At 65.0% G+C, this 22,089-nt stretch carries 22 protein-coding genes; 8 read left to right on the top strand and 14 right to left on the bottom strand.

What is annotated here, in order from left to right:
• Nucleotides 1-81 precede the first annotated feature (81 nt).
• Nucleotides 82-1,101 (bottom strand): UDP-glucose 4-epimerase GalE, encoded by a 1,020-nt coding sequence (galE, locus tag ELY13_RS06575; protein ID WP_241233571.1) that lies wholly within the window; start codon nt 1,099-1,101, stop codon nt 82-84.
• 110 nt (nt 1,102-1,211) lie between these two features.
• On the opposite strand from galE, the gene ELY13_RS06570 reads away from it, so the two are divergent.
• A complete protein-coding gene (locus ELY13_RS06570; protein WP_126173090.1) occupies nt 1,212-1,796 on the top strand; it encodes a DUF4136 domain-containing protein in 585 nt (194 codons plus the stop codon).
• Nucleotides 1,793-2,923, top strand: coding sequence for a M14 family metallopeptidase (locus ELY13_RS06565; RefSeq protein ID WP_126173089.1), 1,131 nt, complete (start codon nt 1,793-1,795; stop codon nt 2,921-2,923). The genes ELY13_RS06570 and ELY13_RS06565 overlap by 4 nt, the downstream gene beginning before the upstream one ends.
• 284 nt (nt 2,924-3,207) lie before the next feature.
• On the opposite strand, the gene ELY13_RS15655 is transcribed toward ELY13_RS06565, so the two are convergent.
• Entirely contained in the window at nt 3,208-3,627 is a 420-nt protein-coding gene (locus ELY13_RS15655) for an SH3 domain-containing protein (RefSeq protein WP_126173088.1), read from the bottom strand.
• A gap of 267 nt (nt 3,628-3,894) precedes the next feature.
• Between ELY13_RS15655 and ELY13_RS06555 the strand changes: the two genes are divergently transcribed.
• A complete protein-coding gene (locus ELY13_RS06555) occupies nt 3,895-4,980 on the top strand; it encodes an endonuclease/exonuclease/phosphatase family protein (protein WP_126173087.1) in 1,086 nt (361 codons plus the stop codon).
• A gap of 66 nt (nt 4,981-5,046) precedes the next feature.
• Here the strand turns inward: ELY13_RS06555 and ELY13_RS06550 are convergent, their stop codons facing one another.
• Both ELY13_RS06550 and ELY13_RS06545 read right to left on the bottom strand, forming a co-directional pair.
• Nucleotides 5,047-5,745, bottom strand: a complete 699-nt coding sequence (locus ELY13_RS06550) for a glycoside hydrolase family 25 protein (protein ID WP_126173086.1) — start codon at nt 5,743-5,745, stop codon at nt 5,047-5,049.
• Nucleotides 5,746-5,754: 9 nt separating this feature from the next.
• Nucleotides 5,755-6,237, bottom strand: a complete 483-nt coding sequence (locus ELY13_RS06545) for a UPF0262 family protein (protein WP_126173085.1) — start codon at nt 6,235-6,237, stop codon at nt 5,755-5,757.
• Between the two features lie 119 nt (nt 6,238-6,356).
• On the opposite strand from ELY13_RS06545, the gene ELY13_RS06540 reads away from it, so the two are divergent.
• Entirely contained in the window at nt 6,357-7,865 is a 1,509-nt protein-coding gene (locus tag ELY13_RS06540) for a replicative DNA helicase (protein ID WP_126173084.1), read from the top strand.
• 58 nt (nt 7,866-7,923) lie between these two features.
• Here the strand turns inward: ELY13_RS06540 and ELY13_RS06535 are convergent, their stop codons facing one another.
• Nucleotides 7,924-9,105 carry a phospholipase D-like domain-containing protein gene (locus tag ELY13_RS06535; protein ID WP_164549723.1) on the bottom strand — a complete coding sequence of 394 codons (1,182 nt, stop codon included), beginning with the start codon at nt 9,103-9,105 and terminating at the stop codon, nt 7,924-7,926.
• A gap of 125 nt (nt 9,106-9,230) precedes the next feature.
• Between ELY13_RS06535 and rpoZ the strand changes: the two genes are divergently transcribed.
• Entirely contained in the window at nt 9,231-9,575 is a 345-nt protein-coding gene (gene rpoZ / locus ELY13_RS06530; protein ID WP_126173082.1) for a DNA-directed RNA polymerase subunit omega, read from the top strand.
• A 67-nt stretch (nt 9,576-9,642) separates the two neighbouring features.
• Here rpoZ and ELY13_RS06525 read toward each other — a convergent pair whose 3' ends face one another.
• Nucleotides 9,643-9,870, bottom strand: coding sequence for a DUF3072 domain-containing protein (locus ELY13_RS06525; protein ID WP_126173081.1), 228 nt, complete (start codon nt 9,868-9,870; stop codon nt 9,643-9,645).
• 197 nt (nt 9,871-10,067) lie between these two features.
• On the opposite strand from ELY13_RS06525, the gene ELY13_RS15650 reads away from it, so the two are divergent.
• Nucleotides 10,068-10,367, top strand: a complete 300-nt coding sequence (locus tag ELY13_RS15650) for a DUF3667 domain-containing protein (protein WP_126173080.1) — start codon at nt 10,068-10,070, stop codon at nt 10,365-10,367.
• Nucleotides 10,368-10,370: 3 nt separating this feature from the next.
• On the opposite strand, the gene ELY13_RS06515 is transcribed toward ELY13_RS15650, so the two are convergent.
• From ELY13_RS06515 to ELY13_RS06495, 5 genes are all read right to left on the bottom strand, one after another.
• Nucleotides 10,371-11,249 (bottom strand): EamA family transporter, encoded by an 879-nt coding sequence (locus ELY13_RS06515; RefSeq protein ID WP_206435991.1) that lies wholly within the window; start codon nt 11,247-11,249, stop codon nt 10,371-10,373.
• Nucleotides 11,250-11,351: 102 nt separating this feature from the next.
• Complete coding sequence (gene ftsH / locus ELY13_RS06510; protein ID WP_126173078.1) at nt 11,352-13,298, bottom strand: ATP-dependent zinc metalloprotease FtsH; 1,947 nt, start codon at nt 13,296-13,298, stop codon at nt 11,352-11,354.
• Between the two features lie 73 nt (nt 13,299-13,371).
• Entirely contained in the window at nt 13,372-14,169 is a 798-nt protein-coding gene (locus ELY13_RS06505) for a MipA/OmpV family protein (protein ID WP_164549721.1), read from the bottom strand.
• Between the two features lie 14 nt (nt 14,170-14,183).
• A complete protein-coding gene (locus ELY13_RS06500) occupies nt 14,184-15,047 on the bottom strand; it encodes an oxygenase MpaB family protein (RefSeq protein ID WP_126173076.1) in 864 nt (287 codons plus the stop codon).
• Nucleotides 15,048-15,342: 295 nt separating this feature from the next.
• Nucleotides 15,343-16,101 carry a glycosyltransferase family protein gene (locus tag ELY13_RS06495; RefSeq protein WP_126173075.1) on the bottom strand — a complete coding sequence of 253 codons (759 nt, stop codon included), beginning with the start codon at nt 16,099-16,101 and terminating at the stop codon, nt 15,343-15,345.
• A gap of 338 nt (nt 16,102-16,439) precedes the next feature.
• Between ELY13_RS06495 and ELY13_RS06490 the strand changes: the two genes are divergently transcribed.
• Complete coding sequence (locus ELY13_RS06490) at nt 16,440-17,267, top strand: class I mannose-6-phosphate isomerase (protein WP_126173074.1); 828 nt, start codon at nt 16,440-16,442, stop codon at nt 17,265-17,267.
• On the opposite strand, the gene mmsB is transcribed toward ELY13_RS06490, so the two are convergent.
• From mmsB to ELY13_RS06475, 3 genes are all read right to left on the bottom strand, one after another.
• Nucleotides 17,251-18,120: a 3-hydroxyisobutyrate dehydrogenase gene (gene mmsB, locus ELY13_RS06485; RefSeq protein WP_126173073.1), complete on the bottom strand. Its 870-nt coding sequence runs from the start codon at nt 18,118-18,120 to the stop codon at nt 17,251-17,253. The genes ELY13_RS06490 and mmsB overlap by 17 nt on opposite strands.
• A 108-nt stretch (nt 18,121-18,228) precedes the next feature.
• On the bottom strand, nt 18,229-19,014 hold the full coding sequence (locus ELY13_RS06480; RefSeq protein WP_126173072.1) for an enoyl-CoA hydratase-related protein: 786 nt from the start codon (nt 19,012-19,014) through the stop codon (nt 18,229-18,231).
• A 10-nt stretch (nt 19,015-19,024) separates the two neighbouring features.
• Nucleotides 19,025-20,521: a CoA-acylating methylmalonate-semialdehyde dehydrogenase gene (locus ELY13_RS06475; RefSeq protein WP_126173071.1), complete on the bottom strand. Its 1,497-nt coding sequence runs from the start codon at nt 20,519-20,521 to the stop codon at nt 19,025-19,027.
• A gap of 147 nt (nt 20,522-20,668) precedes the next feature.
• On the opposite strand from ELY13_RS06475, the gene fumC reads away from it, so the two are divergent.
• Complete coding sequence (gene fumC / locus ELY13_RS06470; protein ID WP_126173070.1) at nt 20,669-22,060, top strand: class II fumarate hydratase; 1,392 nt, start codon at nt 20,669-20,671, stop codon at nt 22,058-22,060.
• Nucleotides 22,061-22,089 lie beyond the last annotated feature (29 nt).

The raw sequence follows: 22,089 nt of genomic DNA, 5'->3' as shown, positions 1-22,089 counted from the left end.
AAGCTTTCGAAATTGAGGCGCCGCAGACACTCTCCGGCACGATAATCAAGGCAGCGCCGTTACGGACGCAGGGCGTGAGAGTCAAGCAGTGCCGCGAATTTCGCCCAGCTTGCGCTCCCACGCAAGGGCATGGGCGATGATCGTATCCAGATCCTCGTGCCGCGGCTCCCACGGCAGGGTCGCCTTGATCCGGCGGTTGTCGGAAATCAGCGAATCCGGGTCACCTGCACGGCGCGGCCCCATCACTCGCGCGATCCGGCGGTTGGTCGCCCGGTCGACAGCATCGAGCACTTCCAGCACCGAGAATCCGCGGCCATAGCCGCAGTTCATCGTCAGGGACTGGTCCGGCCGGGCAATCAGTTCCTCCAGCGCCAGCACGTGCGCGGCGGCCAGGTCGCTGACGTGGATGTAATCCCGTACCCCGGTTCCGTCCGCCGTCGCGTAGTCGGTGCCGAAGACCGAAACATTGTCCCGCTTGCCGAGCGCGGCTTCCACGGCGACCTTGATCAGGTGCGTCGCGCCCGCGGTCGATTGCCCGCTGCGCGCCTGCGGATCGGCGCCGGCGACGTTGAAGTACCGCAGCGCACAGTAATTGAGATCGTGCGCCTTGGCCGTGTCGTCCAGCATGACCTCCGTCATGAGCTTGCTCATCCCGTAAGGGTTGATCGGCTTCTTCGGCGAATCTTCGGCCACCGGCGACGTTTCGGGAATGCCGTAAGTCGCCGCGGTGCTGGAGAAGATGAAATGCTTCACCCCGCCCTGTACCGCCGCGTCGATCAGTGCCCGGCTCTTGGCGGTATTGTTGTGATAGTACTTGAGCGGGTTCTCGACCGACTCCGGTACGATGACCGATCCTGCAAAGTGCATGATCGCGCGCGTGCCCTGCTCTGCAAAGATCCGCGCAAGCAAGGCCGCGTCCTCGATATCCCCTTCGTACAGCGGGACGCCGTCAGGCAAGGCGAAGCGAAAGCCGGTGGACAAGTTGTCGATCACCGCAACCGGCCAGCCGGCATCCTTCAGCGCCAGCACCGCATGACTGCCGATGTACCCCGCCCCGCCGGTGACGAGCACCGGCACCGTGTTCCTGTTCGTCTCGGCCACGCATGCCCCTTTTCGCACCGCACAATCAACGCACCGGTTAAGCGCAAGGCAATCGCGCCTGCAAGAGACAATCGGACGCAACTTCTCCCGCTTCAGGACGTTTATTGCTCATGAAACACTTTTTACTACCTCTTGCCGCGTTTGCTCTTCTCGGCGGATGCGCGACCAATTCCGTCTCCCCGGTCGAAGTGACGCGCTTCGCTGCCCCGCAGGCGGTCCTCGGCCAGGGCACAATTGCCGTGCGTCCGGTGCCGGGGATTGAAGCCAACTCGCTCGAATTCTCCACCTACGCCGGCGCGGTCGCAGCCGAGCTGGCGCGGCTCGGCTATACCGTGGTGCAAGGCAACGCGCCGCAGGTTGCGGAAATCGGGTATTCCCGGTTTGTCGAACAAGGCGTGCGGGACCGCTCCCCGGTGACAGTCGGCGGCGGCGCTTCGACCGGAACATTCGGATCGGGCGTCGGGCTAGGCGTCGGGATCGACTTGTCCGGCCCGCCGCCCGCCCGGCTGGACAATGAGCTGCGAGTCCTGATCCGTCCAGCCAGCGGCGGCACCGCCTTATGGGAAGGCCGAGCCCGGTTCTCCGCCACCGCGAACAGCGATTACTCGAACACGCAAGCCGCCGCGAACCGCCTTGCCGGCGCGCTGTTCACGGGCTTTCCCGGAGAGTCCGGACAGACTATCGAGGTTCGATGACCGACATCACCGTGAACGCCGCCTTCGACAGCGGCACCATCGAAGTCCTTGAGACTGCGGGCCCCACTGCGCGGCTCCGCATTCCGAAGGACAACCAGTCCGAATTCTACCAGTGGTTCCACTTCCGCGTGTCCGGCGCGAAAGGGCGGGAGCTGATTCTGAGGATCGGCGACCTGAACGGATCGGCCTACCCGGACGGATGGAAAGGCTATCGCACCGCCGTTTCGGAAGACCGGGAGTACTGGGCCCGGGCCGACAGCGATTTCGACGCGCAGGAGGACGGCGGCACCCTGACGATCCGCTACCGCCCGGCCAGCGACATCGCCTGGTTCGCCTACTTCGCGCCCTATTCGATGGAACGGCACCACGATCTGGTTGCCGAAGCCGCAGCGAGCGAAGGAGTGGACTACCGCTGCCTTGGCCTCACTCTCGATGGCCAGCCGGTCGATTGCCTGGAACTGGGCGAAGGAGAGACGCAGGTCTGGCTCTATGCCCGTCAGCATCCGGGCGAGACCATGGCCGAATGGTGGATGGAAGGCGCGCTGGAGACGCTGACCGATCCGGCCGATCCGGTAGCGCGCGTGCTGCGGAGCAAATGCCGCCTGCACATCGTGCCCAATTGCAACCCGGATGGATCGCGCCGCGGGCACTTGCGGACCAATGCGGCGGGCACCAACCTCAACCGCGAATGGGCCACCCCCAGCGCGGAGAAATCGCCCGAAGTGCTCTGCATCCGGAATGCGATGGACGAGACCGGGGTCGATTTCGCGATGGACATCCACGGGGACGAAGCGATTGCGGCGAACTTTCTTGCCGGGTTCGACGGCATCCCCTCCTGGACTGACGAACTGGGGGAGAAATACGCCCGCTACCGCGCGATCCTAGACCGGCGCACCCCGGATTTCCAGACGAAGAAGGGCTACCCGGCAACCCCGCCCGGCAAGGCCAACCTGTCGATGAGCACGAACCAGCTGGCCGAACGCTTCGGCGCGTGTTCCATGACGCTGGAAATGCCGTTCAAGGACAACGCCGACTTACCCGATCCGGAGCAAGGCTGGAGCCCGGAACGCTGCAAGCTGCTCGCCCGCGATTGTCTGGCCTCGTTGGCGGAGTGGCTGGACGGCTAGAGCCCTCCACGAAACCTCGGCGCGAACACGCGTCGAGGTTTACACACCTGACATGTCCTACAACCCGGTGTCACGCTGCAAACCCGCGCATTTCTGCGGGTTTGCGGGCAGAAAGTGACGAAATACCACCAGCAAAGAAAATAAAATGTTCTTTCGCCAGAAAGCAACAAAAGAACTTACCGCACCCATGACAGCGGGCGCGGTTGGAAGGCGGGAACAACGATAGCAAAGAGCACACCAGTTCTGCTGGGCCGCGCGGGGTGTAGGAAAGCGGGAAGGTCTGCTTACACCCCGTTTCGGACAGTCAGCGATTTCGAAAGGTATGTTGATAGCGGACCTTCCAATTCGATTACCGCATCCGGCACCCACGCTCGGTCGCCATCTTCGGTTTCCGCGATCAAGAAACCGCTTTCGCTGAGAAGGAGATGGAGGCGGTCTCCAACCTCTACGGTGAGCTCCAAGGCAGAAAAATCACGCTTCAGGCGCCATCGATCTCCCCTGGGTTCGCACCAATTGTCCGGGGTCCACCCACTTCGCCCGTCCGGCCCGACACACCACGTCCACCCGGGGATGTCAGTCGTTTTCGAACCATCTGCGATGGGTCTGACCAGATCGCCAGCCCTGACCACAATTGGATTTTCATAGGGACGTTTGTAGCCGCGGATCACACGACCAAAGGTTTGCGCTGGATATCTGTATAGCATTCCTCGTCAGCCTCCTTGTCCGCTTTTCATATGGGATCGGCCGATAGCAGGCTCGCGGCTTACCACCCAGAGTGCGACATTTGCCGGGAAGGTCTCAAAGCGGCCGGGCTGGAGGAACGGGCCAAGATAAGCCTTGCTGCTCCAGGTGCGCTGGCGATTGAGCCGAGCGTCCAGGAGTTGGACGGGTGCGTTCCCACCGTCTAGGTCCACCGGCGGGCCGAACTGTTCGGCGTTCGCATGGTTCGCGAGGATGGAGTCTGAAGTTCGATGCGGTTGAAGCCGTGGCAGACAACCTGGCGGAGGCTTGCGTGGACTTCGGCGGCCGCGTTCCTGCTGACGGGCTGCGTAACGTTGCCTGAGGCGCGCTCCGTTTCCTGCTCGCGGTCGGCGGAACCGCAAGTCCGGGTTTCGGAGGACGGGCATACGGCGTCCGTCGAGATCGATGTGCTCACCTACAACGTCGAAGGGCTCGGCTGGCCGGCACGTACCGGGCGAGGCCGCCATTTGCAGGCGATCTCGGATCATCTGGCCGAACTGCATGGCCGCGGAGAAGCGCCGGACATCGTGCTGTTCCAGGAAGTGTTCTCCAGGTCCGCTGCGCGCGCGATTGGCGCCAGTTCCTATCCCAGCCTCGTCGCCGGCCCGGAACGGAACCAGCGCCGGCCGCGCCGGGACTATTCCGGCCTTCCCGGCAAACGGCGTCCGGAGCGCGGGGAGATCGGGTTTCGTGTCTTTTCGAGTGGGCTCGTAACGGTTTCGACCTTCCCCATCGTGGCGAGCCGATCCGAGCCCTTCCCGCGCGCAAGCTGCGCCGGGTTCGACTGTCTGGCCAACAAGGGCATGCTGCTTGCGGAAGTTGCCATCCCGGGAGTGCCCGGCACGCTTGCGGTCCTGAACACGCACATGAACGCCCAGCGCGCCTCACGCGTTTCCGTGCGCCGGCACAACGCCGCCCATGCGCGGCAGGTGCATGCGCTTTCCCGGTTCCTCGATTCCGGAATATCCGATCAGCCGGCGGTGTTGGGCGGAGACTTCAACATGCGCTCCTCGGAGCAGCGGTTCGAGGTGTTCAGGACGGAGCAGTCCCTTGAGATCGTCCACCAGTACTGCACCGACCATGCGAGCCTGTGCGAGGTGGAACTGTCCTGGGACGGCGATGCGCCGTGGATGGACACGCAGGACCTGCAGCTGTTCTCATCCGGAGGAGCGGTCACCGTGCGGCCGATCCGGGTGGAAGCCATGTTCGACGGCGCTTCCGAACCGAAGCTTTCGGATCATGACGGCCTGCGCGTTACCTATGAATTGAGCTGGCGCACCGACACCGTCGTTCCGCCGCCGCCTTGTTCGGGGTGACCGGCTGGTGCCCGCCTCCATTGCCGCCCGGCGATGGGGATGCCGGGTGCGGTTGACGCTTCCGGTTTACGGCTTCAGCGCCACCCAGCGGACCGGTTCCGCGCTCGCTTCGGTCTGCAGCTGGCTGTTGGCGGTCCACAGAGTCCAGGATCGTTCGGTGTATTCCGGCTGGGACCAGTCGCGGGTGAGCCACAAGTTACGCTCGATGTGATCCGCGATGCCGTAGCGTTCCTCGAACTCGGGGGCGATTTTCAGCACCGCCGGTTGGCCCGCGTGCCCTTCGATCTGGTTGAGAAAGGTGGTCAGTTCGCTTTCCACTGCCGGCTCGGCCACGCGGACCGCGCAGCCTTCGGCCAGCTTGCTCAGTTCCACGACCGGCGGCAGCAGCGCCTTGTCGCGCGGGACCATGGTGACGAAGTTGGCCGATTGCCGTTCCGCCGGGATGCAGGGATCATAGACGTGGAGCGCGCCGAAGCGCAGGCCGGATTCGCGCACCGCGGCCAGGTTGCGGATGAAGGCGGGATCGCGCCCCGCCGCTCCCCGGCTGGCTTCCAGATAGACGAAATCGGCCCCGATCGCGTGCAGGGCGGTGAAGTCCACGTCCCCGTCGCGCGCACCGATCAGCACGCCCTGCATGGGAAATTCGCCGCGCGGCGGTGCCCAGTGCCGGGCCTGCCACCAGGCGTAAAGCCCGCCCGCCAGCGCGGCCAGCAGCAGGATAGCGGCCACGCGCCAGCGCCAGGGTGACGCCTTCTTCCGTCCCATGTCGTGTATTCAGCCTTTGATATGAAGCACGCACAGCAGCGTGAACAGCCGCCGCGCGGTGGCAAAATCGGTCTCTACGCTGTCCTCCAGCGCGTCCACCAGCATGCGGGTTGCCTGGTCGTGAGTCGCCCGGCGCGCCATGTCCAGCGTCTCGATTTCCTGCGCCGACATCTGGCGCACCGCCTTGTAGTACGAATCGCAGATCGCGAAGTATTCCCGCACCGTGCGGCGGAACCGGGTCAGCCCCAGCTGGATCGTTCCGACTTCCGCCCCTTCCGCGTTGCGCACGCCTATCGAAAGGCAGTTGTCGCGAATCGACAAGTGCAGCGCCCACGGGCCGTCGTGCCCATCGGCCACCGCGCCCAGGGGGGTGAAGGTGTTCTCCTCAATCAGGTCCTGCATCGCGACTCGGCGTTCTCGCTCGACATCGGGATTGCGCCACAGAATCGTGGCTTCATCGAGGGTTATGTCAAAGATGCGCTGGCTGGACACAGGCTGCCGTGTCGCAGAGCGCGGGTTTTTGCGCAAACGCGAAAAGCATCCCCGCTATCCACAGGCTCGCTTGCACGCGATGACTTGCAGGGCGGACGGACCCGGCGCATCACGCGCGAATGTCCGAAATCGACTTGCTGACTCGCCCCCCGGCCACTTCTGCTGTGGGCCGCGCCTTGCCCGCCAACCTTGAAGCCGAAGCCGCCTTCATCGGCGCGGTGCTGATCGACAACCGCGTGCTGGAAGAACTTCCGGTTGCGCTGAGGCCGGAGCATTTCTTCGAACCGCTGCACGGCCGGATCTTCGAACGAGTGCTGGTGCTGATCGACCGGCAGATGGTCGTCACCCCGGTCACGCTGAAACCCTATTTCGAAGCGGACGATGCGCTGAAGCAGCTGGGCGGCACCGGCTATCTCGCCCAGCTGACCGCTGACGGGCAGGGCCTGCTCGCCCCTCGGGAGCTGGCCCAGCAGATCTACGACCTCGCCTTGCTGCGCGAACTGGTGAGCGTCGGGCGCGAGCTGGTGGAAAGCGCGCTCGACACTTCCCAGGAAGTCGAGCCGATGAAGCAGATCGAATACGCCGAGGCGGCCCTTTTCCGGGTGGCCGAAGGCGCGGCGGGACAGAACGAGGCCGACAGCTTCCGCGGGGCGACCAGCACCGCGCTGAAGATGATCGAGCACGCGATCAATTCCGGCGGCCATATCGCAGGCAAGACCACCGGCTTCACCTCGATCAATGAGAAGATCGGCGGCCTGCACGATTCCGACCTTATCATCCTTGCCGGGCGTCCCGGCATGGGCAAGACCTCGCTCGCGACCAACATCGCCTTCAACTGCGCCGACCGCATGCTTCGGGATCGGCAGGACGGGATCGAGAAATCGGTCGGTTCGGGCGTCGCGTTCTTCAGCCTGGAAATGTCGAGCGACCAGCTCGCCACCCGTATCCTTGCCGAACAAGCCGGGATTTCCAGCGAGGCGCTGCGCATGGGCAAGATCAGCCGGGAAGATTTCCAGCAGTTGTCCTATGCCAGCCAGCGGCTCGCCGACTTGCCGCTGTACATCGACGATACCCCGGCGCTGTCGATCGCGGCCCTGCGCACGCGCGCCCGGCGGCTGAAGCGGCGGCACGATATCGGGGTGATCGTGGTCGATTACCTCCAGCTGCTGCAGGGATCGGGCCGGGCGACCGACAACCGCGTGAACGAGATCTCCGAAATCAGCCGCGGCCTGAAGACGCTGGCGAAGGAACTGCAAGTCCCGGTGATTGCCTTGTCGCAGCTGTCCCGTGCGGTGGAACAGCGCGAGGACAAGCGGCCGATGCTGTCGGACTTGCGCGAGTCCGGCTCGATCGAGCAGGACGCCGACATGGTCTGGTTCGTTTACCGCGAAGACTACTACGTCGCCTCGCGGGAGCCGAAGCGCCCGGTGGAAAGCGACGAAGCCAAGATCCACGACGCACACGCTTCGTGGGCAGCGGAAATGGAGCGAGTCTATGGCCTCGCCGAACTGATCGTCGCCAAGCAGCGCCATGGCGCGACCGGCAAGGTCCGCCTGCGCTTCGAACCGCGCATCACGCGCTTCTCCGATCTGGCCGAAGGGGAAATGCCGGCCGGGGCTTACGACTGAGATCTGGAAAGGTCACCGCCTCTAGGAGTGGGCGGTGCCCAGAAGGCGGCACCAGCCCTTACCCCAAGCCGAGGTTGAGCTTGCGCGTCACCGTGTAATCGACGCCGGAGACCAGGAACCAGCACAGCTTCCACCGCATGCGGTTCCACCAGGTGGCGCGCTTGCGGTGCAGCGCGGGGGTGATCGCCTCGCTTGCGGGAACATGCTCGGTGATGAATTCCCGCATCCGGTCGGCCAGCGCCTTGTCCTCGATCCTCAGCACGATTTCCAGGTTGAGGTACAGGCTCCGCAAATCGAAATTGGCGCTGCCGAGATAGACGGCATCGCCTAGCACGATCAGCTTGGTGTGGAGCTTGCAGGGCTGGAACTCGAAGATCCGCGTGCCTGCCCTCAGCAGCCGGGAATAGAGCGATCGCGCCGCTCCGACGGTTGCCGGGTTGTCCGAACGGGCGCCCAGCACCAGCCGCGCCTCGCCCCGGCGGGCGATCTGGCAGACGCGGGCGGTCAGGCGGTGGGCCGGCGCGAAATAGGCCATTATCATGTCCAGCCGCCGGCCTTCGATCAGATCGTGGCTGACGCTCCGCGCCCAGCTCGACAAGCCGCGCGTGGGCCCGCCCAGCAGCAGCTGCACCGGGCCACTCCCCCCGTCCCAGCGGCGTACCATGCGCCGGATGGCGGTGAACTGCGCCTTCGGGTTCTCGGTCCATTTCTCCAGCCGGGCAAACCAGTCGCACAGCTGATCGACCACGGCTCCTTCCAGCGTGAAGGCCAGATCGTTCCAGCCATCTTCCTCCGGCGGGGCGAAGTAGGAATCCTCTATGTTGAAGCCGCCCATCATCGCAATCCGGTCATCGACGATGACGATCTTCTGGTGGTTCCGGATCAGGTAGCGGCGGCCGATCCTCGGCTCGAACAAGCAGAATTCCCCGCCCGCTTCTTCCAGCTCGGAAAAGAACCCGGGATTGGCGCCGCCGAAAGCATCGACCAGCAGCTTCACCGCCACGCCGCGCCGGGCCGCCGAGGCCAGGGCATCACGCACCGTTCGTCCGCTGTCGTCCGCTGCGAATATGTAGAAGGTGAGCTTGAGGGTCTTTTCCGCGCTCTCGATCAGTTCGATCAGGCGTTTCAGCCGATCCGCCCCCCGGGGATAGAACACCAGGTCCAGTCCCTGGGCGCGAACCGCGAACGGCGGCGACTCGCGGTAGCGCGCCTCCCCCGGCAAATGCGGTTCGGTACCCATGATCCCTCGGTCCATTCCGTGGTTCTAGCAGACGCCGAGCCCAGCGAAACCTTGACTTCCCGCCCTTTTCACGCTAGCGATCCGCTTTTCCGACCAGTAGTGTCCTTTTCAGCACCGGAGTGCCCATGGCGCGCGTTACCGTCGAAGATTGCGTCGACAAGGTTCCCAACCGTTTCGATCTCGTCCTGCTGGCCGCGCAGCGCGCCCGCGAAATTTCGGGCGGAGCGGAACTGACGGTGGACCGGGACCGGGACAAGAACCCGGTCGTCGCCTTGCGCGAAGTCGCCGAACAGACGGTGAAGCCCAAGGAACTGCACGAAAACCTGATCCAGTCGCTTCAGCGCGTCCTGCCGGATGACGATGATGAGGCGGATGAAGTCGGCTCCCTGTCCCAGTCGGCCGAAGCCATGCGCCTGACCGCAGCGGCTCCCGCCCGCTCGACTTCAGTCGGCGGCGACTACGAAGGCTGATCGAACGAGAAAGGCCGCCCTCGGGCGGCCTTTCGTCTGACTGTTTGGGGCCGGTGCCTGCACGCGATCAATCGTCGCCGCGCCCGGTCTTTTCCTGCAAGGCGTCGATCCGTCTGGACGCTTCCGCCTTGCTCAGATCCGGATCGAACTGGTCCGCATCCTTGGCTTCCTCGCTCAGCGTCTTGAGATAGCTTGCCTGCGCACCGGTCATCGGTTCGTCGCCGGTGGTCCAGTCGTCCGGGTCCTTCTCCGCGTTGGAAAACGGCTCCGCCTTCGGGTGGTTCTTGTCGGTCATGGACTCTAACTCCTTTCCCTGCGAACGCCCCCGTTCCTCTTTCGTTCCCGCCACACCTGCTCGGCGCCTTGCAGCGACGCGGTAAGAACCGGCGATGACCAGTGCCATCGACATTGGCGGCAGGCGGGGCCAGGGTACCGCGGCACCCGAAGCACCGGCCGCTTCCGTGCACGAAGGCACGTGTCTCAACTGCGCCATTGCATTGCCACGCCTGCACCTTCCGGACCGCAGGCGCTTTCCTGCACGACCTTGCGCATGGCGCGCTCCCTTTCGAAGGTCGCGTCTGGCACACCCTTCCCGAACTGGTCCTGCGCCCCGGGCAGCTGACCCGCCGCAATATCGAAGGGGAGCGCCCCCGGTTCGTTTCGCCAGCCAAGGGCACCTGTGGCTTGTCGCGCGGCTCGGCCCTCTGGCGCACGGTCGCGCTGAGCGGGTTCGTCTTTGTCATCCTGTTCCTGTTTGTCGCCGCCCTGCTGCTGCTCGGCGCAATGGGCTGACAATCAGACGAAGGCTTCTTCCTTTCGCTCCTTGATCGGCGGCCTGGCCGAAAGCGAGCATCCGGCGCTGGCTCCGATCATCAGCGCAACCGCGATCCATTGCAGCGCCGTCAGCTGTTCTCCCAGCACCAGGAACCCGCACAAGGCGGCGATTGCGGGGGCGGCGCTCGTGGCGACGCCGAACAGCCTATAGGGCAATTTCCCGAGCGCCTTCATCTCCAGCATATAGGGTAGCGCGCTCGACAGCACCGCCACGGCCAGTCCTGTCGCGAGGACCGGCCCCTGCAGCAGACCGGCTCCCGCCGTGGCGACCCCGAACGGCACGGTGACCAGACACGCCGCCGCCATGCCGATCGCGACGGCGGTCGATCCCCGAACTTTCGACGCGTGCTTGCCGATCAGGATGTACAGCGCCCAGCAAGCCGCGGCGGCGAGCGCGAAGGCAATCCCCAGCGGATCGAGGGTCGAGATGTGCCCGGGCCACGGCACGAGCAGCATCAGGCCCGCAACGGCCAGCCCGAACCACAGGAAGTCCCGCACGCTGCGTGAGGTTGCCAGCACGACCGCCAGCGGACCGGTGACCTCGATCGCTACCGCGACCCCGATAGGGATGCGCTCGAACGCCCAGTAGATCAGCAGGTTCATCCCGCCGACCGCCAGACCGTAGGCCAGCAGAACGCGCAGCTGGCGCATGTCCGGCATGGCCCGCCACGGACGGGCTATCGGAAGAAGAATCAACGCCGCGATCGTGGTCCGCAGCGCCGCAATTCCTTCCGGCCCCACTTGCGGGAAGATACCCTTCCCCAAGGCTGCCCCGATATTGAGGGAAAACTGGGCCAGAAGGATGCTCAACCCGGCAAGGGCGACAGTACGGTCAGGCATGGGTGAGCGTTGCATCCAGACAGTCGGCCAAACAGGCGAGCAGTGCCAAAAGCAAAGGCCGCCCGGGTTTCCCCGGACGGCCTTCGTTCAACTCAGATCGGCTTACGCCCCTTGCGGTGCCGGGCCCCCGAAGCGCTTGCCCGCCTTCGGAATGGCTGATCCGCGTACCGGGCGCACCGCGATGCGCGTGGGTTCGTCAGGCCGGTCGATCGACCCGTCTTCCAGCAGCCGCTTGATCTCGTCACCCGTCAGCGTCTCATACTCGAGCAGCGCCTGGGCCAGGAGATGAAGCTGGCTTTCCTGTTCGCTCAGCACCTGATTGGCGCGGGAGTGGGCGCCTTCGACCAGCGCGCGGATCTCGCTGTCAATCAGCTTGTTCGTCTCATCCGAGGACATCAGCCGCTGCGTGCCGCCCATGCCGAGATAGCCTTCCTGGCTCTGTTCGTACTGCAGGGGCCCAAGCTTGTCCGACATGCCCCACTTGGTGACCATGTTGCGGGCAAGATCCGTGGCGTACTGGATGTCCGACGAAGCGCCGCTCGATACCTTGGCGTGACCGAAGATGATCTCTTCCGCCACGCGGCCGCCCATGCTGACAGCGAGGTTCGCGTGCATCTTGTCGCGGTGGTACGAATAGTTGTCCCGTTCCGGCAGGCGCATGACCATGCCCAGCGCGCGGCCGCGCGGGATGATCGTCGCCTTGTGAATCGGATCGGACGCCGGTTCGTGGACCGCGACGATTGCGTGGCCCGCCTCATGATAAGCGGTCATCTTCTTTTCGTCCTCGGTCATGACCATGGAGCGACGCTCGCTGCCCATCATGACCTTGTCCTTGGCGTCCTCGAACTCCTGCATCGCGACAAGGCGCTTGTTGCGCCGGGCGGCGAGCAGCGCCGCCTCGTTGACGAGGTTGGCGAGATCCGCACCCGAGAAGCCCGGAGTGCCGCGCGCGATGGTGCGCGGGTTGACGTCGGGCGCCAGCGGCACCTTCTTCATGTGCACGGCGAGGATCTTTTCGCGTCCGTCGACGTCCGGCACCGGAACCACGACCTGGCGATCGAACCGGCCCGGGCGCAGCAGCGCGGGATCGAGAACGTCCGGCCGGTTGGTCGCGGCGATGATGATGATGCCTTCGTTCGCTTCGAACCCGTCCATCTCGACCAGCAGCTGGTTCAGCGTCTGCTCGCGTTCGTCGTTCGAATTGCCGAGGCCATGGCCGCGATGGCGGCCGACTGCGTCGATTTCATCGATGAACACGATGCACGGCGCGTTCTTCTTCGCTTGTTCGAACATGTCGCGCACGCGGCTGGCGCCGACGCCGACGAACATCTCGACGAAGTCGGAACCGGAGATGGTGAAGAACGGCACCCGCGCTTCACCCGCGATTGCGCGAGCAAGCAGGGTCTTGCCGGTACCGGGAGAGCCGACCAGCAGCGCACCCTTCGGGATTTGCCCGCCAAGGCGGGAAAAGCGCTGCGGGTCCTTCAGGAATTCAACGATTTCCTGCAGTTCCTCCCGCGCTTCGTCGATGCCGGCGACATCGTCAAAGGTGACGCGGCCCTGCTTTTCGGTCAGCAGCTTGGCCTTCGACTTGCCGAAGCCCATCGCGCCCGATCCGCCGCCCTTCTGTACCTGGCGCAGCGCAAAGAACGCGAGGCCGAGGATCAGGATGAACGGAAGCGACTGGACAAGGATGTAGAGCAGCAGGTTCGGCTGTTCGGCCGGCGTGCCGGAGAACTGAACGCCGTTTTCTTCCAGCAGCTGGGTCAGGTCGGTGTCGTTCGGCACCGGGACGGTCGAGAACGCCTGGCTGTTCTTTAGCGTGCCGGTAATCCGGTCAGGCGAAATCTGCACATCCGCCACCGAACCTTCGGCCACTTTCTCGCGGAAGTCGGAATATTTGATCTGGGTTCCCGCGGCATCGCGCGGTCCAGTGAACATCGACACGACCAGCAGCAACGCAAGGAAAATCCCGCCCCAGACGAGCAGGCTCTTGAGCCACGGATTGCCGCCCGGTTCGCGGTTGTTCGGGTCCTGATTCTCACTCATGCGGAAAAGTCCTGCCTTTCGAGCATCAATGTAGGTCGATGCGGGTGAATGGCAAGTTGATGGGTACGTTTCATCAGCCGCCGAACGTGTAGCTCAGCGCCACCCCTCCGGAGAACTGATCGCGTGAGCCGAATTCCCGGACCAGCGGAGAGTTTGCCGGGTCTCCGATCAGCCGGTCATACTTGGCATAAGTATAGACACCCCAGTGCGCGCTCAGCTGCTTGAGGAAGCTGGCTGTCGCGCCGACCGCCTGCAACCCGCCATCGGCGTCATAGGTCGGCAATCCGGCTCCGGCTGCATCCTCGGGAGCGACGGTGAAGTAGGCATCCTGGTAGTTGCCGTCCGCAAGGGTCAGGCGGGGGCCGACGGAAAACAGCCAGTCATCGTTGGTGCGGGCAACGTAATCGCCTCCCACGGTTCCGATCCAGCCGTCATGACCGCCGATACCGCGGCGAATCTCGCCTCGCAGGCGCGTGCTTGGAGTGGTTTCGTACTGCAGGAATACGCCCGGCTCCACGGTGAAGCCGACTTTCGGCAGCGCGGCCCCGACATCCTTGGCGGTTCTGCTCCCTTCCAGTCCGACCGCGAAGCCGAAGGACAGCCGGCGCTGGCGCCAGAGAGCGAACCCAAAGCTCTCGTCCGGCGCCTCGAACGCGAAGGGCTCGTCTCCCGTGGCCCGAGCAACTCCGAACAGGGGGCGCGGGCTCAGTTTATCGGACCCGGGGTAGCTTGGCTGGAACTGGACCCCGAGATCGATCCGGGTGCGCTGATACTCCCCCGACGACTGGCCGGCGTCCTGTGCGAAAGCCGGAACGCTCAGGCCGCAGCCCAGCAACCCTGCGGACAGCGCCGCGATGCCGTTGATCTTCATTCTTTCCATCCCTGTTATTTGCTCGGCTGCCGAAAGGCCCAGCGCAGCGTTGCCGCGCCGGCGAACGTCGCGGCCCGTACCGGCAAGGCGGACAGCGTCCGGCGGCGCAGGCCAAGCATTTCCGCCGCCCACTGCGGCAACAAGTCGATTGCGGCTTCGGCCATCAGCCGAGCGGCGGGATGATGATCCCGGACCGGTGCCAGCACCAGCCGCGCCACCTCATTCGTTTCTCCGCTCACTCGCAAGTCGGGGCGGTAGCGCCGCATCAGCTCTTCAGCCTCTGCCTCCGTTTCCGGAACCGGACTTGCCCCCAGCTTGCGGGCGACAAGTGCGCTTTGGGCATAATACGCATCCCGATCGGCCTTCGGCATGCCCGGCCGGACATAGCGGCGGTAGGCCGACAGGAAGCTCCACGATTCGGCCAGGTGGACCCACGCCAGCAGCTGCGGGTCACGTGCGGAGTAAGGCGCGCCCTCCGCCGTGACGCCCAGCACTCTGGCGTGGATGGAATCCACCCGGGCGATCGCTGCCTCGGCCGCTTCGCGGGACCCGTAAGTCGTCACGGCGATGAACCTGGCGGTGCGCTGCAATCGCCCCTGCATGTCGCTGCGAAAGTTCGAATGGCCGAGCACACCCGCCAAAGCCAGTGGATGGAGCATCTGCAGCAGCAGGGCTGTGATCCCGCCCGTCATCATCGAAGTGACGTCGGCATGTACCGCGCGGATCACGGAGCCCGGCGGGTAGAAGCCCGGTCCAGCCGGTGCGAGGGCCCGCTTTTCGCTTTGACCGGAAATAACGCTGCGCACTTGTCCGGCGATCCGGGCACGCAGCGCGTCGCGTGCGCCGTTCCACGGCAAAAGAGGCGATGGGCCTGGCATGCGAGAGGAACGCGGGGGGAAGGCAATGGTGCCGGGCAGGTGACGTTCGGATGCGAAATGGCGGGAAGACTGAGTCTTCCCGCCATCACCGACCCCGGGGCCGCAGAGATAAATCGTACGGCGGCAGGGTCCGATCCTGAAATGTGGGACGGGGGTCAGCCGTCGAAGCCTGGGAAAGAGCGCTGCCCGATGCCCCGGCTTGTTCCATTAAAAGCGTTTCAATCGCCATCCGGTTCCCGCTGAACCGGCAAACATCTACGCCGCGGCGCTCGCTGCCGCTTGCCGGCAACCCCGCCTACACGCGGTGTGGCGCCGCAGTACGCCCGGAGGATTTCGAAGTGAGCGAGGGCACGAGGGGGACGCGGACCGGTCGGTCCTTCGCCACGAGCAGGCCCGGTTCGCTAACCTGAACGGGCCGGACCGGCCTGCGCCGCCACTGTTCGCACCACGCCGTCGCTCCGCTTACCCGCCAGAGCGGCAGGTGCGCTCCCCAAAGAGCGCGAGCAAAGGCAGCGTCGGTTTCCCGGCGCCCCCCTTCGGTTTCGGGAAACCCCCCGATGCGCAGAAAATCGGCCGCCGATATCGCGAAGTTGCCCACCGAGAATTCCAAGGCGCCGATCCGCTGCATCGCAGGGCTGGCGCCTTCGCCCTCATCTGCCGGGGCAAGCCGTTTGAACAGGCTGAAGTCGATGCCGCGCCGCGCCGCACCCTCGGGCAGGGTTCGAACCTCTCCTCCGAATGCTCCGCCCGCGAGTCTGGCGGCCTCGGCATACCGGTCGATCAATTCAGGATGAGCGAGACAGCCGTTTTCCAGGAAAATCAGCAGATCGCCGCGTGCCGCATTCGCCGCCCTGTTGCGCGCCTGCCAGTGGTTTATGCCGCTGCCCAGAACCAGCTGCCGAACCGGAAAGCTCGTCTCCGGCAAATCGAGCCGGCAGGTACGGGAAGAAACGACGACTTCGCAGGGCGGCCGATGGCTCCAGCGAAGAGCGTGGATCAAGTCCTTCAGTGGCCGCTCGGCGGGACTGGAGGTAACGCAGACGGAAATTCGCATGACGGCCTCGAACTCGGCTATTCTCGAGGGCCGGTTCAAGATGTTGCTCTCAGGCCGGCTCTCTCCCACTACATCGAACCCATGGGGTGCCAATCCGTTCCGCAATTTACCCTATTGTTTACCCGGATTGTTGCTGCGTTTTTTCCCGCCGCTGAGGGCGCGTGCTTCCCGGCAGCCTCAGGCCGGAGGGGCGGCTTTTCCGTACTGCAGGCCTGAGCCCGCCGGGCAATTCCCGGGGGGCGAAAACCTGGCGATGGTTTCTGGACTTCGAATGGTGCAGTGCGGTAAGATCGGCCGCGCCGTTGCCGGCTTGCGACCGGCGGTTTGAAGGGCCGATCATGCTGCTGACTACGAAGAGCGTTGAAAAACCATGGGGCAAGGACCGCTTGCCGTCCCCTTTCACCGCGCCGGATGGGCAGCGGATCGGGGAGATCTGGTTCGAACCGCCGCGCGATTTGCCGCAGTTGCTGGTCAAGTACATCTTCACCAGCGAGAAATTGTCCGTGCAGGTGCATCCGTCCGATACCCAGACCAAGGCGGCAGGGATCGGCCGGCAGGGGAAAGAGGAATGCTGGCTGGTGATCGATGCCGAGCCGGGCGCCACCCTGGGCATCGGCTTTGAGCAGGCCCTGGATTCCGAAGCAATGCGGGCCGCCGCGCTGGACGGAAGCGTCGAGCAGATGCTGGTCTGGCACGAAGTGAAACCCGGTGATTTCTTCTACATCCCGGCCAACACGGTCCACGCGATCGGCGCGGGCGTGAGCATCATCGAGATTCAGCAGAATTCCGACATCACCTATCGCCTCTACGATTACGGCCGTCCGCGCGAACTGCACCTGGAACAAGCCGTCGGGGTGGCGAAAGGCGAACCGCACGATCCAACTTACCGCCTCCATGTGCCGGAAAAAGGCGACGCGGCGCTGGTCGATGGGCCCTATTTCCGCCTCGACCGAGTGGACGGGCTGCCCGACCGCGAGACCGCGCGCCGCTATTCCGCAGGGGCCCTGCTGGTCATCCCCCGTGTGGGCGAAGCCCGGGTGGCGAACGAGCCGATTGTCCCGGGGCAATGCGCGCTGGCCCATTCGATCGAAGACGTGGTGTTCGCCCCGCTCGGGTCCTGCCTGCTCGCCCAGCCGATCATGGAGCCCGTCACTCCAGCGACGTGATGATCGCCGAGAAGTCGAGCCCGCCGTTGTCTGCCGCGAAGCCTTCGTAAAGGTCCTTCGCGTGGGCGCCGAGCGGGGTCGTCGCGCCGGCCAGCTCCGCCGCTTCCATCGCGAGGCGGAGATCCTTCAGCATCAGCGCGGCCGCGAACCCGCCCTGATAATCCCGGTCTGCCGGGGTTTCCGGGCCGACACCGGGCACCGGGCAGTAGCTGGTCATGGACCAGCACTGGCCCGAGCTGACCGACGCGATATCGTAGAACGTCTGCGGGTCGAGCCCGAGCCTTTCGGCCAGCCGGAACGCCTCGCTCGTGCCGATCATGTGGATGCCGAGCAGCATGTTGTTGCAGATCTTGGCTGCTTGCCCCGCCCCGGCCTCGCCCGCGCGGATCACCGCCTTGCCCATGGCCGACAGGATTGGTTCGGCACGGGCAAACCCGTCTTCGCTGCCCCCGACCATGAAGGTCAGCGTGCCGGCCGCCGCTGCGGCGATCCCGCCGGACACCGGGGCATCGACCATCGCGTAGCCAGCCTTGGCCGCGAGGCCTTCGACCTCGCGCGCGGTGGCGACATCGATGGTAGAGCAATCGATCAGGACCGCGTCGGCGGGCGCATGGCCGATGACCTCTTGCAGGTAGACGTCGCGGACAATCTTTCCGTTGGGGAGCATCGAGACCACGGCTTGCGCCCCGTCCGCCGCCTCGGCAGCGCTGGAGGAGGTTTGGCACCCGCTCTGCCGCGCATGCGCCAGCGCATCTTCCGACACATCGAACGCCCGCACCTCATGCCCCGCCTTTGCGAGATTGGCCGCCATCCCGCCGCCCATGTTGCCGAGGCCGATGAATGCGATTCTCATGGGTTATCCGCTCCGGGTTGCGGAAGGGCCGAAGTCAGCCGCTCCGAGGTCTTCGTTTGGGGCCTTGTCCGCCCCGCCCCCTCCCGCGGCCGGGAGGGGGAGTGAGGGTCAGCGGCCTTTCCACTGCCCTTCGCGCTTTTCGATGAACGCGCTCATCCCTTCGGTCCGATCCTCGCTGGCGGCGAGAATCTGGAACAAGCGGCGTTCCAGCACGATGCCTTGATCGAGCGTGGTCTCGAACGCGGCGTTGACCAGTTCCTTGTTGGCGATCGCAGCCATTGGCGGCATCGCGGCGATGGCCGCGGCGGTCTTCAGCGCTTCGTCCAGCAAGTCGGCGGCCGGAATAACCCGGGCGACCAGACCGGCGCGCTCAGCCTCCTCAGCCCCCATCATCCGGCCGGTGAGGATCATTTCCATTGCCTTGGACTTGCCGACTGCCCGGGTCAGCCGCTGCGAGCCCCCCATGCCGGGCGCAACGCCGAGGCGGATTTCCGGCTGGCCGAACTTCGCCGTATCGGCCGCGAGGATGAAATCGGCCATCATCGCCACCTCGCACCCGCCGCCGAGCGCGAAGCCGTTGACCGCCGCGATCCACGGCTTGCGGATCTTGTGCGTGAAGTCGCTGGTCCATTTGGAGAAGAAGTCTTCCAGGTAGAAATCGGCCGCTGGCTTGTCGGCCATCTCCTTGATGTCGGCCCCGGCCGCGAATGCCTTTTCCCCGCTGCCGGTCAGCACTGCGCAGCGCTGCGTTTCATCCGCCTCGAATGCGGCGAAGGCATCGATCAGTTCGGAAAGGACCTGGCTGTTGAGCGCGTTCAGCGCCTTGGGGCGGTTGAGGGTGACCAGCGTGACCGCATCGCGCCGTTCCACCAGAATGGTTTCGTACTGGGTCATGTGAGTTTCCTTATCCCATCGTCGGGATGACGAACGCGTTTTCTCCGGTGACGGAGCCGTCCGGCCAGCGCTGCGTGACTGTCTTGACCTTGGTCCAGAAACGCACCCCTTCCATCCCGTGCTGATTGGTGTCCCCGAAGGCCGAACGCTTCCACCCGCCGAACGAATGATACGCCACCGGCACCGGGATCGGAACGTTGATCCCCACCATTCCGACATTCACCCGGGCAGCGAATTCGCGCGCCGCGTGGCCGTTGCGGGTGAAGATCGCCACGCCGTTGCCGTACTGGTGCTTTGACGGCAACGCGACGGCTTCCTCGAAATCCTTCGCCCGCACGATCTGCAGGACCGGGCCGAATATCTCCTCCCGGTAGCTTTCCATGTCCGGCGTTACGTGGTCGATCAGGGTGGGGCCGACGAAGTACCCTTGCTCATGCCCCTGAAGAGAGAAACCGCGCCCGTCGATGACGATCTCGCCCCCTTCGGCCTGCGCCTTGGCGATCCAGTTTTCGACGCGGGCCTTGTGCGCGGCGTTGATCACCGGACCGTAGTGCGCGTCCTCATCGGTCGAAAGGCCGACCCGCAGGGCCTGAATCGCCGGGATCAGCTTGTCGCGCAGGCGCTGTGCGGTGTCTTCTCCCACCGGGACCACCACCGGCAGCGCCATGCAGCGCTCCCCCGCCGATCCGAATGCCGCGCCCGCAAGATCGTTCACCACCATGTCCATGTCGGCATCCGGCATCACGATGCCGTGGTTCTTCGCCCCGCCCATCGCCTGCACTCGCTTGCCGTTCGCGACCCCGCGGGAATAGACATACTGCGCGATGTCGGACGATCCGACGAAGCTGATGCCGGCGATGTCCGGGTGATCGAGGATCGCGTCGACCATCTCCTTGTCGCCGTGGACGACTTGCAGGATTCCTTCGGGCGCGCCCGCTTCCAGCAGCAATTCGGCCAGCCGCACGGGCACGGAGGGATCGCGTTCCGATGGCTTGAGGATGAAGGCGTTGCCCGCCGCAACCGCGACGCCGAACATCCACATCGGGATCATCGCCGGGAAGTTGAACGGGGTAATCCCCGCGCCGATCCCGATCGGCTGGCGCATCGAGTACACGTCGATCCCCGGGCCAGCGCCTTGGGTGTGTTCGCCCTTCAGCGCATGCGGGATGCCGCAGGCGAATTCGATCACGTCCAGTCCGCGCTGCACGTCGCCGCGCGCATCGGCCAGCACCTTGCCATGCTCGCTGGAAAGCAAGCGGGCCAGATCATCCATGTTCGCTTCGACCAGTTCGCGAAAGCGGAACAGCACCCGCGCGCGGCGCTGCGGGTTGGTAGCGGCCCAACCGGGCTGGGCGGCTTTTGCCGCTTCCACGGCGCCGTCCAGCTCTGCCTTGCCGCCCAGCGCAACCTGCGCCTGCACCGTGCCTCGGTTGGGATCGTACACGTCGCCCAGCCGGGCCGCCTTTCCTCCGCCGCCTCCGGCGATCAGGTGGTCGATCTGGCGCATGGTCGTTCCTCTCCGACGTGTTCTGGTATCAGTTGAAACTGCACCCATGAACGCGGCAAGACAAGGGCGGGCGAAAACAAGGATGGATGACTTTTGACGCGAAGCGTCGCAAGGCGTTCCCATCCGAACACTGCAAGGGAACCAGCAATGAGCGAAACCAGGATGGAAAGCGACACCATGGGTCAGGTCGCCGTCCCCGCCGACCGGCTGTGGGGCGCGCAGACCCAGCGATCGTTGGAGAACTTCCGCATCGGCGGGGAGCGGATGCCGATCCCCGTTATCCGTGCACTGGGCGTGATCAAGCGCGCCGCAGCCCGGACCAACTGCCGGCTCGGCCTGCTGGACCAGAAGCTGGCCGACGCGATCGAGCAGGCGGCGGGCGAAGTGCTTTCTGGCAAGCTGGATGCCGAGTTTCCGCTGGTGGTGTGGCAGACCGGGTCCGGCACCCAGAGCAACATGAACGCCAACGAAGTGATCGCCAACCGCGCCAACCAGATGCTGGGCGGAGAACTCGGCGCGAAGTCCCCGGTCCACCCCAACGATCACGTGAACCAGAGCCAGTCGTCCAACGACACCTTTCCCAGCGCGATCAACATTGCGGCCGCGATGCAGGTGGAGCACGATCTGATGCCCGCCCTGCGCGAACTGGCGGATGAGCTTTCCGCCAAGGCAAAGGCGTGGAAGGACATCGTCAAGATCGGCCGCACCCACACGCAGGACGCCACCCCGCTGACGCTGGGACAGGAATTTTCCGGTTACGCGACCCAGATCTACAACGGCATCGAGCGGCTGAAGATGACCCTGCCCGGCATTTACCAGCTGGCGCAGGGCGGCACCGCCGTCGGCACGGGGCTGAACGCTCCCAAGGGATTTGCCGATGGAGTCGCGCGCGAAATCGCAGAAGCTACCGGCCTGCCCTTCACCAGTGCACCCAACAAGTTTGAGGCACTGGGCGGGCAGGACGCGCTGCTGTTCTGCCACGGCGCGCTGAACACGCTGGCGGCATCGCTCTACAAGATCGCCAACGACATTCGCTTTCTCGGCTCCGGGCCGCGTTCCGGCCTGGGAGAGCTGGCGCTGCCGGAGAACGAGCCGGGCAGCTCGATCATGCCCGGCAAGGTCAACCCGACCCAGTGCGAAGCCATGACGCAGGTCTGCACGCAAGTGTTCGGCAACCACGCGGCGCTGACGTTCGCCGACAGCCAGGGGCATTTCGAACTGAACGTCTATCGGCCGGTGATGGCCTACAACTTCCTGCAGTCGGTCCGGCTGATCGGCGATGCAGCCCGCAGCTTCACCGACAACCTGCTGCGCGGGCTGGAACCGCGGCGGGAGAATATCCAGCGCGGGCTGGAAAACTCGCTGATGCTGGTCACTGCGCTTGCGCCCACGATCGGGTACGACAAGGCAGCCGCGATCGCCAAGTCGGCCCACAAGGAAGGCACTACCTTGCGCGAGGCGGCGATCGCCAGCGGGGCCGTGACGGGCGAGGAATACGACCGCGTCGTCCGTCCGGAGGACATGCTCGGCCCGGATTGATCTGCGAACGCGCAATCTGCAGACGCGAA

Origin of the sequence: Altericroceibacterium xinjiangense, from assembly GCF_003958635.1 — a bacterium.
GTDB lineage: Bacteria > Pseudomonadota > Alphaproteobacteria > Sphingomonadales > Sphingomonadaceae > Altericroceibacterium_A > Altericroceibacterium_A xinjiangense.
This window is presented reverse-complemented; position numbering and strand designations above follow the sequence as displayed.